The organism is Duganella rivi, from assembly GCF_009857435.1.
Lineage (GTDB): Bacteria > Pseudomonadota > Gammaproteobacteria > Burkholderiales > Burkholderiaceae_D > Rugamonas > Rugamonas rivi.
In genome coordinates this window covers 17,269-26,978 of sequence record NZ_WWCK01000009.1, presented here as the reverse complement: position 1 = coordinate 26,978, position 9,710 = coordinate 17,269, and the positions used below count along the sequence as shown (strand labels likewise).

Genomic DNA, 9,710 nt, shown 5'->3' with positions numbered 1-9,710 from the left:
TTAAACGTCGATATTACCTGCGCGCAGAGCGTTAGTTTCAATGAACGCACGTCGTGGCTCAACATCATCCCCCATCAGCGTAGTGAAGATCTGGTCCGCGGCAATCGCGTCTTCGATCTGCACTTTCAGCAGGCGGCGTACCGTCGGGTCCATGGTGGTTTCCCACAGCTGTTCCGGGTTCATCTCGCCCAGACCTTTGTAGCGCTGTTTCGATACCACGCGTTCGGCTTCGTCACGCAGCCATTGCATGGCTTGGTGGAAGTCGGTCACCACGGATTCTTTGGTACGCTCGCCTTCGCCGCGGCGCACGTAGGCGCCTTCGCCGATCAGGCCTTTGAAGGTGGCGGCTGCGCTGGCCAGCACGCTGTAGTCCGCGCCTTGCACGAAGTCCGCATCGATCGCGCTGACTTTCACGTTACCGTGGTGCATGCGCTCGATCCACAGCATGTGCTTCTCCGACAGCTCATCCGAACGTACCGATACTTTCACGGCGATGTCGTTGATCTCGGCCGCCAGGGTGCGGGCCGATGCTTCGGCCGCTTCCAGCGTGTCCAGGTTCAGCTGCACGCCGGTCATGATGGCGGTCAGTGCTGCGCGGTCGATCACGCGGGTCAGGCGGGTCATGATGACGTTGGCCAGGTTGAATTGGCGTACCAGTTCGCCCAGTGCTTCGCCCTGGATCGGCTCGGCGCCTTCGCGCGGGGTCAGCACGGCGGTGTTCAGCGCCACGTTCATCATGTAGCCGGCTTCTTCGGCGTCGTCTTTCAGGTAGCGCTCGTCGCGGCCGGCCTTCACTTTGTACAGCGGCGGCTGGGCGATGTAGACGTGGCCGCGTTCCACCAGCTCAGGCATCTGGCGATAGAACAGGGTCAGCAGCAGGGTACGGATGTGGGCGCCGTCGACGTCCGCATCGGTCATGATGATGATGCGGTGGTAGCGCAGCTTTTCCACGTTGAATTCGTCCGGGCCGATGGAGGTTCCCAGCGTGGCGATCAGGGTGGTGATCTGTTCCGACGACAGCATCTTTTCGAAGCGCGCCTTTTCCACGTTCAGCACTTTACCGCGCAATGGCAAGATGGCCTGGAACTTACGGTCGCGGCCTTGCTTGGCCGAGCCGCCTGCGGAGTCACCCTCGACGATGTACAGTTCGCACAGCGCCGGGTCGCGTTCCTGGCAGTCCGCCAGTTTCGACGACAGGCCCAGGCCGTCCATCACGCCTTTGCGGCGGGTCAGATCGCGGGCTTTGCGGGCCGCTTCGCGCGCGCGCGCCGCTTCGACGATTTTGCCGCAGATGATTTTGGCGTCGTTCGGCTTTTCCATCAGGTAGTCGGACAGCGTCTTGGCGACGATCTCTTCGACCGGGCCGCGCACTTCGGACGACACCAGCTTGTCCTTGGTCTGCGACGAGAACTTCGGCTCAGGCACTTTCACCGACAGCACGCAGGTCAGGCCTTCGCGCATGTCGTCGCCGGAGACTTCGACCTTGGCTTTCTTGGCGAATTCGTTCTCTTCGATGTATTTGTTGATGACGCGGGTCATCGCCGCGCGCAGGCCGGTCAGGTGGGTGCCGCCGTCGCGCTGCGGGATGTTGTTGGTGAAGCACAGCACCTGTTCGTTGTAGGCGTCGTTCCATTGCATGGAGACGTCCACGGTAATGGTGGTGTTTTGATCCGACTGGCGCTCGCCGGTGGCCTGGAACACGGTCGGGTGCAGCACGGTCTTGGCTTTGTTGATGTACTCGACGAAGCCGCGGGTGCCACCTTCGAACGCGAAGATTTCTTCCTTGCCGGTGCGCTGGTCGGTCAGCTTGATGTTGACGCCGTTATTCAGGAACGACAGTTCGCGGATACGCTTGGCCAGGATTTCGTAGTGGAATTCGACGTGGGTGAAGATTTCTTCGTCGGCCCAGAAGTGCACGTCGGTGCCGCGCTTGTCGGTTTCGCCGATGACTTTGATCGGCGAGACGGCCACGCCGTCGCGCATTTCAATTTCACGGTTCTGCGCCACGCCGCGCTGGAATTCCATCTGGTGCACTTTGCCGTCGCGGCGGATGGTCACGCGCAGCAGTTTGGACAGCGCGTTCACGCACGACACGCCAACGCCGTGCAGGCCGCCCGAGACTTTGTAGGAGTTCTGGTCGAACTTGCCGCCGGCGTGCAGTTCGGTCAGCACGATTTCGGCCGCCGAGCGTTTCGGCTCGTGCTTGTCGTCCATCTTCAGGCCGACCGGAATGCCGCGGCCGTTGTCGGTGATCGAGATCGAGTTGTCCGAGTGGATGGTGACGTGGATCTCGGTGCAGTAGCCGGCCAGCGATTCGTCGATCGAGTTGTCCAGCACTTCAAACACCAGGTGGTGCAGGCCGGTGCCGTCCGAGGTGTCGCCGATGTACATGCCGGGACGTTTGCGGACTGCTTCCAGGCCTTCGAGGATCTGGATCGAGGAAGCGCCGTATTCTTCGTTCTTTGGTACTGGTGCTGCGTTATCTGCGGACATGTGCTGCTTTCTGAATATACGAATTACTTGGGGCGTCATCCCGGCGGACGCCGGGATCCATGCTGAGCATGCGTTCTATGGGCCCCGGCCTGCGCCGGGGCGACGGTGGTGCTTTTAAATGCGCATCGGCATGACGACGTACTTGAAGTCGGCATTGTCCGGGATCGAGATCAGCGCCGACGAATTCGAATCGCCGAGCGCGACGTTGACCTGGTCGCATTTCAGGTTGTTCAGCACGTCCAGCAGGTAGGTGACGTTGAAGCCGATGTCGACGCTATCGCCGCCGTAATCGATTTCCAGTTCTTCCACTGCCTCTTCCTGGTCGGCATTGGTCGAGCTGATCTTCATGCTGCCAGGCGTGATGATGCAGCGCACGCCCTTGAATTTATCGCTGGTCATGATGGCGGCGCGTTGCAGCGAGCGCAGCAGTTCATCGCGGCCGATGGTGAATTCGTTTTTGTAGCCCTTCGGGATCACGCGGGTGTAGTCAGGGAACTTGCCTTCCACCAGTTTCGAGATCAGCTCGATGTCGGCAAAGGTCAGCTTGACCTGGTTGGCGGCGATGTCCAGCTGGACGGTCTCGTCGTTTTCTTCCAGCAGGCGCTGCAGTTCGATGATGGTCTTGCGCGGGATGATGACTTCCTGGCGCGCGAACGATTGCTCAGTTTCGACCTGGCAGAACGCCAGGCGGTGGCCGTCGGTCGCCACGGCGATCACGTTGTTGCCGTCCAGGACCAGCAGCAGGCCGTTCAGGTAGTAGCGGATGTCCTGCTGCGCCATCGAGAAGTGCACCATGTTGAACAGGTGCTTCAGGGTTTTTTGCGGCAGGGTGACCGAGGCGCTGTAGCTGTCGGCTTGCTGCACGGTCGGGAACTCCTCGGCGGCCAGCGTTTGCAGTGCGAAGCGCGATTTACCCGATTGCACGGCCAGGCGCTTGTTTTGCAGGGTGATCGAGACGTCGCCCGACTCCGGCAGCGCGCGCAGGATGTCGAGCAGCTTGCGCGCGGCGACGGTGGTGCCGGTCACTTCCGGGCCGGAGCCGATCTCGGCGTTGGTGGTAATTTGAACTTCCGTGTCAGTCGACAGGAAGGATACGCTCTCGCCCTCTTTGCGGATGAGGATATTGGCCAGAATCGGCATAGTGTGCCGACGCTCGACAATACCGCTCACGATCTGCAGTGGCCGGAGTAGCGTATCTCGGGTGGTTTTGACCAATTGCATAGATTATCCTCAAGTAAAAATTTAATGTTGTTTCAATACTTTTTGCCTTGTGAGCAGGCGGACAGGTTTGACTAAATGATAAAGCCAAAGCCTGCCTCAGGCTAGCCCTTGAGCGTCTGTTCCAGCACGTGCAGCTCGTGGTTGCATTCCGGGTTCTTGGTGCGGTCCAGCGCGATCTTGCGCACGGCGTGCAGCACCGTGGTGTGGTCGCGGCCGCCGAACAGCTCGCCGATTTCCGGCAGACTCTTCTGCGTCAACTCCTTGGCCAGGTACATGGCGATCTGGCGCGGGCGGGCGATGTTGGCCGGCCGGCGCTTCGAGTACATGTCCGCGACCTTGATGTTGAAGAAGTCGGCCACGGTTTTCTGGATGTTTTCCACCGAGATCTGGCGGTTCTGCACCGACAGCAAATCCTTCAGCGCTTCTTTCACGATGTCGATCGTGATGTCTTTGCCGTGGAAACGCGAGTACGCCAGGATCTTGCGCAGCGCGCCTTCCAGCTCGCGCACGTTGGAGCGCAGGTGCTTGGCCACGAAGAAGGCAACGTCGTCGGAGAAGGTCACGCCTTCCTGCTTGGCTTTCTTGAGCAGAATCGCCACGCGCATTTCCAGCTCCGGCGGCTCGATCGCCACCGTCAGGCCGGAGTCGAAGCGCGAGATCAGGCGGTCATCCATGCCGGTGATCTCTTTCGGATAAGTATCCGAGGTGATGATGATCTGCTTCTTGGCCGCGATCAGCGCTTCAAACGCATAGAAGAATTCTTCCTGCGTGCGGCTCTTGCCGCCGAAGAATTGAATATCGTCGATCAGCAGCATGTCCAGCGAGTGGTAGTAATGCTTGAAATCGTCGAAGCCCTTGCGCTGGTAAGCGGTCACCACGTCGCGCACGTACTGCTCGGCGTGGATGTAGCGGATCTTGGCGCCCGGCTGGTCGGCCATCACCTGGTTGCCGATAGCGTGAATCAAGTGAGTCTTACCGAGACCAACGCCGCCGTAGAAGAACAGCGGGTTGTACGACACGCCCGGATTGTTGGCCACTTGAATCGCGGCGGCGCGCGCCAGCTGGTTGGCCTTACCGGTCACGAAGCTGTCGAAGGTCAGGTCGGTGTTGATGCGGCTTTGCTCGCGGCGCGGCGGCGCCGAGGCCGGCAGTTCCGGCACCGACGGCACCGGGTCGGCCATGGCCATGCGGGCATTATTGCTAGGCGCGCCGCCATTGTGGTCCGGCACCGGCGCGGTGGTCGTGGCCTTCTTCGGCGCCGACAGGCGCGGGTCGAGCACGAACTGCACTTCGGTCGGCTGTTCCCAGTACTGGCAGGCCAGCGCCGTGATGCGGCTGGCGAACTGGGTCTTCACCCAATCCAGCTTGAAGCGGTTGGGTGCGGCCACGCGCAGCTTGCCCGCCTCGTAATCGAGGGGGATAAGCGGCTTAATCCAGGCGCTGAATTGTTGCGGCGTCAGCTCCAGCTCCAGCTGGGCGGAGCAGGTCTGCCAAAAATTTTCCATGAATCGACTGTCTGTGTTCTTACTGTATAAGGGTGTGGGCAACTTTGAAGTTTTTCACACGTAACGCGCTATTCTACTCTCGCTCGCTACAGTTATCCACAGGCGCGGCAGGATTTTTTCGCGGCCGGGGCCGGTTCAAGGCGGTGATCCGGGCCAGCCAGTTGTTGACAAGCGGGGCCGAAATGCTGATAATTCAGGGTTCCCCGCCCGTATTCCTTGTTTCTTCACATGGATATTAATATGGAGTAGCGAGGATTTAGCGGGCGATGAGATGGACCCAGCTTGTGCCGGATAGCGTTGGCATAGGTGCGCGAAGTGTCATTGGCACCAAAAACTGACGGGCCGTCTGACCCGATTTTGCATTTTTTTTGCTTTAAGCGAGACCAACATGAAACGTACTTACCAACCTTCCGTTGTACGCCGTAAGCGTACCCACGGCTTCCGCGCACGTATGGCTACCCGTGGTGGCCGCCAAGTGCTGAACGCACGCCGCGCCAAAGGCCGCAAGCGTCTGGCTGTATAAGCTAGTCACTTGTTAGCTGATCGCGTGGACAGCTGCATCAACAGCGGCTCGACAGGCGAAGGTTCACACGACTTCGCGCGCGCTCGGCGTATCGTTAAAACGGATGAATTTTCATCCGTTTTTCGTTTGCGCCCTAGCCAAAAAAGCGCGCACTTCGTGCTGTACACCCGTCTGAATCAACTGCCGCATGCGCGGCTGGGCGTCGTGGTGGCCAAGCGCTTTGCGCCGCGTGCCGTCACCCGCAACACGATCAAACGCGTCACCCGCGAACTGTTCCGCGTGACCGGCCTGCCCGCCATCGATTGCGTGGTGCGCCTGGCCAAGCCGGTCAACAGCAAGGATGGCCCTGCCACCACTGCAAAGCTGAAAGCGGCCTTGCGGGTGGAATTGGCACGCCTGTTCGCGGCGCAAGCCAAATTGTCCGTGGCAGCCAATAAGCCGGCCTTGCCTCCCTCGTCGCCGCCTCCACCTAGGTCGCCATGAAAACCGTGCTCCGCTTCCTGCTGCGCTTTTATCAACTGGCCATCAGCCCGATGATGACGCCGAGCTGCCGTTTTTATCCGAGCTGCTCGAACTATGCACTGGAAGCGCTGCAAGTGCACGGCGCCGCCAAAGGCAGCTGGCTGGCCGCCAAGCGCGTCTGCCGCTGCCATCCGTGGAACGCGGGCGGGCATGATCCGGTGCCGCCGGCCAAATCGAATTCCTCTACGACCGCTTGCGGTTGCAACCACTCCTGATTGAAATAATGGATATCAATAAACGTACCATCTTGTGGATCGTGTTTGCGGTGTCGCTGTTTGTTCTGTGGAACAACTGGCAGATCTCCAACGGCCATCCATCGATGTTTGCGCCGCCGCCGGCGCAGACGGCCAAGGCGCCTGAGGCGAAGAAATCCGACGTGCCGGCCGCCGTAGTTGCTGGCGCTGCCGCCGTGCCGGGAGCTGGCGCCGCCGCTGCTGCCGATGCCGTGCCGTTCAAGGCCGAGCGCATCACCATCACCACCGACGTGGTGCGTGCCGATATCGACACCCAGGGCGGCGTGATCCGCCGCCTGGAACTGCTGAAGTACAAAGAAAACAGCCACCCAGGCTGGTTCGGCGGCTGCTTCGGCCTGTTCGACTGGTGCAAGCCGGGCGACAACGCCAAGAACGTGGTGCTGTTTGACGTCGACGCCAGCACTGGCAAGACCTATCTGGGCCGCACCGGCCTGATCGGCGCGCCGGACCTGCCGAATCACACCACCGGTTTCGTTGCCAAGCCAGGCCCGCGCATGCTGAACGACGCCAACCAGGTGCAACTGGTGCTGGAAGCGGAGTCGGGCGGCGTCAAGCTGACCAAGACCTTCACCTTCAAGCGCGGCGACTACGTGGTCGACGTGCGTCACGACGTGACCAACACCGGCACCGCGCCGGTCGCGCCGCAGCTGTACCTGCAACTGGCGCACGACGGCAACAAGCCGGCCGGCGACTCGTTCTTCAACAGCAGCTACACCGGCCCGACCCTGTACACCGACGAGAAGCACTACGAGAAGCTGCAATTCGAGAAGCTGGAAAAAGCCGCGCAGGAAGCCGAGAAAACCGGCAAGCCGGTGCTGCAAGACCACGCGACCAAGGCCGACAACGGCTGGATCGCGATTTCGCAGCACTTCTTCGTGTCGGCCTTTGTGCCCCAGCCTAAGCTGATGCACGACATCACCACTGAGAAGATCAGCAACAACGTCTACGGCATCAGCATCAAGCAGCCGCTGGGCACGATTGCGCCGGGCGCCTCGGTGTCGAACGACGCCAAGCTGTTCTCGGGCCCGCAGGAAACCAAGCTGCTGGAGCCGGTGTCGCCGGGCCTTGAGCTGGTGCGTGACTACGGCTGGCTGGCCATGATCGCCAAGCCGATGTTCTGGGTGATCGAGCACATCCACGCGGTACTGGGCAACTGGGGCTGGACGATTATCGCCTTCACCATCCTGATCAAGCTGCTGTTCTTCCCGCTGTCGGCTGCTGGTTACCGCAGCATGGCCAAGGTCAAGCTGGTGACGCCGAAGATGCAAGCCATCCGCGAGCGCTACAAAGGCGACCCGGCCAAGATGAACCAGGCCACCATGGAACTGTACAAGGCCGAGAAGATCAACCCGCTGGGCGGCTGCCTGCCGATCCTGGTGCAGATGCCGGTGTTCATCGCGCTGTACTACGTGCTGCAATCGGCGGTGGAAATCCGCGGCGCGCCGTGGATGGGCTGGATTACCGACCTGGCGCAGCATGACCCGTATGCGATTCTGCCGGTGCTGTACGCGATCTCGATGTACATCACCACCAAGCTGAACCCTGCGCCGGCTGATCCGATGCAAGCGAAGATGATGCTGTTCATGCCGCTGGCGTTCTCGGTGATGTTCTTCTTCTTCCCGTCCGGCCTGGTGCTGTACTGGGTAGTGAACAACGTGCTGTCGATTGCGCAGCAGTACGTGATCTCCAAAAAATTTGGTGCAGTAGAGCCTGTTAAGGCCTAACGCTGAAAAGCTGTTGCTTTAAAGCCCGCGTTGATCGCGGGCTTTTTTTATTGAATACAATACGTCTTATGAATATCGACTCTTCCCCAATCGCCGCCATCGCTACTGCACCGGGACGCGGCGGCATCGGCGTCGTCCGTGCTTCCGGCAAAAACCTGAAGCCGCTGATCGCCGCCCTGTTCGGCGACACCGAGCTGCAACCGCGCCACGCCACCTACATCCCGTTCAAGCAAGCGGATGGCAGCGTGATCGACCAGGGCATTGCCATCTGGTTCAAAGGCCCGAACTCGTACACCGGGGAAGACGTGCTGGAACTGCAAGGCCACGGCGGCCCGATCGTGCTGCAAATGCTGCTGGCGCGCGTGCTGGAAGCGGGCGAGGAGAGCGGCCTGCGCCTGGCCGAGCCGGGCGAATTCACGCGCCGCGCCTACCTCAATGACAAGCTCGACCTGGCGCAGGCCGAGGCGGTAGCCGACCTGATCGATGCATCGACCGAAGCGGCGGCCAAGTCGGCCTCGCAATCCTTGTCGGGCGCGTTCTCTAAAACCGTCAACACCTTGGTCGGCAGCGTGACCAACCTGCGCATGCTGGTCGAAGCGACGCTGGACTTCCCGGAAGAAGAAATCGACTTCCTCGAAAAATCCGACGCGCGCGGGCAGCTGAAAGGCATCGTCGACGCTTTAGAGCAAGTCTTCAAGCAAGCGGCGCAGGGTGCCTTGCTGCGCGAAGGCCTGAACGTGGTGCTGGTGGGCCAGCCGAACGTGGGCAAATCCTCGCTGCTGAATTCCTTGGCGGGCAATGACGTGGCCATCGTCACGCCGATCGCCGGCACCACGCGCGACAAAGTGACCGAGACCATCCAGATCGAAGGCATCCCGCTGAACATCATCGACACCGCCGGCATCCGCGCGCCGGAAGAGGCGGTGGACGTGGTGGAGCGCATTGGCATCGAGCGCACCTGGAACGAAGTGGGCAAGGCCGACGTCATCCTGCACCTGCTGGATGCAGATCACGGCCCGTCGCGTTCGGATGAAAGCATCACCGCCGCCTTCCCGGAAGGCTTGCCGGTGCTGCGCATCTGGAACAAAATTGATTTGTCGGGCCACAAGCCGGCGGTGGATCAAATGGAAGACGCGACCCACATCTACCTGTCGGCGCATGAGCACGTGGGCATCGACCTGCTGCGCAAAGAACTGCTGCGCATCGCTGGCTGGCAGCAAACGGGCGAATCGCTGTACCTCGCCCGCGAGCGTCACCTGATCGCGCTGAAAAACGCCGGCGCCCATTTGGCGCGCGCCGGCGAGCACGCCGCCCAAAACGACCAGTCGCTGGACCTGTTCGCCGAAGAACTGCGCCTGGCGCAAGTGCAACTCTCCAGCATCACCGGCGCCTTCTCCTCCGACGACCTGCTAGGCGTCATCTTCAGCCGCTTCTGCATCGGCAAGTAATCGTTGAGCTTGCGCAAAGG

At 60.9% G+C, this 9,710-nt stretch carries 8 protein-coding genes; 5 read left to right on the top strand and 3 right to left on the bottom strand.

All coding sequences use genetic code 11. The annotated features are described in order from the left end of the window. The 3 genes from gyrB to dnaA form a co-directional block, all read right to left on the bottom strand. Entirely contained in the window at window positions 1-2,493 is a 2,493-nt protein-coding gene (gene gyrB, locus GTP45_RS26625) for a DNA topoisomerase (ATP-hydrolyzing) subunit B (RefSeq protein WP_161016858.1), read from the bottom strand. Window positions 2,494-2,607: 114 nt separating this feature from the next. Further along, complete coding sequence (gene dnaN / locus GTP45_RS26620) at window positions 2,608-3,714, bottom strand: DNA polymerase III subunit beta (protein ID WP_161016857.1); 1,107 nt, start codon at window positions 3,712-3,714, stop codon at window positions 2,608-2,610. Window positions 3,715-3,815: 101 nt separating this feature from the next. Next, on the bottom strand, window positions 3,816-5,219 hold the full coding sequence (dnaA, locus tag GTP45_RS26615) for a chromosomal replication initiator protein DnaA (protein ID WP_161016856.1): 1,404 nt from the start codon (window positions 5,217-5,219) through the stop codon (window positions 3,816-3,818). A gap of 388 nt (window positions 5,220-5,607) precedes the next feature. Between dnaA and rpmH the strand changes: the two genes are divergently transcribed. The 5 genes from rpmH (at window position 5,608) to mnmE (ending at window position 9,690) form a co-directional block, all read left to right on the top strand. Beyond that, the gene (rpmH, locus tag GTP45_RS26610) at window positions 5,608-5,742 is read left to right on the top strand and encodes a 50S ribosomal protein L34 (RefSeq protein ID WP_040378179.1); all 135 of its coding nucleotides are present in this window, start codon (window positions 5,608-5,610) and stop codon (window positions 5,740-5,742) included. Window positions 5,743-5,778: 36 nt separating this feature from the next. Continuing rightward, a complete protein-coding gene (gene rnpA, locus GTP45_RS26605; protein ID WP_161016912.1) occupies window positions 5,779-6,225 on the top strand; it encodes a ribonuclease P protein component in 447 nt (148 codons plus the stop codon). Continuing rightward, entirely contained in the window at window positions 6,222-6,479 is a 258-nt protein-coding gene (gene yidD / locus GTP45_RS26600; RefSeq protein WP_161016855.1) for a membrane protein insertion efficiency factor YidD, read from the top strand. Before rnpA ends, yidD begins: the two co-directional genes overlap by 4 nt. 8 nt (window positions 6,480-6,487) lie before the next feature. After that, window positions 6,488-8,242, top strand: coding sequence for a membrane protein insertase YidC (gene yidC / locus GTP45_RS26595; RefSeq protein ID WP_161016854.1), 1,755 nt, complete (start codon window positions 6,488-6,490; stop codon window positions 8,240-8,242). Between the two features lie 68 nt (window positions 8,243-8,310). Then, a complete protein-coding gene (mnmE, locus tag GTP45_RS26590) occupies window positions 8,311-9,690 on the top strand; it encodes a tRNA uridine-5-carboxymethylaminomethyl(34) synthesis GTPase MnmE (protein ID WP_161016853.1) in 1,380 nt (459 codons plus the stop codon). Window positions 9,691-9,710 lie beyond the last annotated feature (20 nt).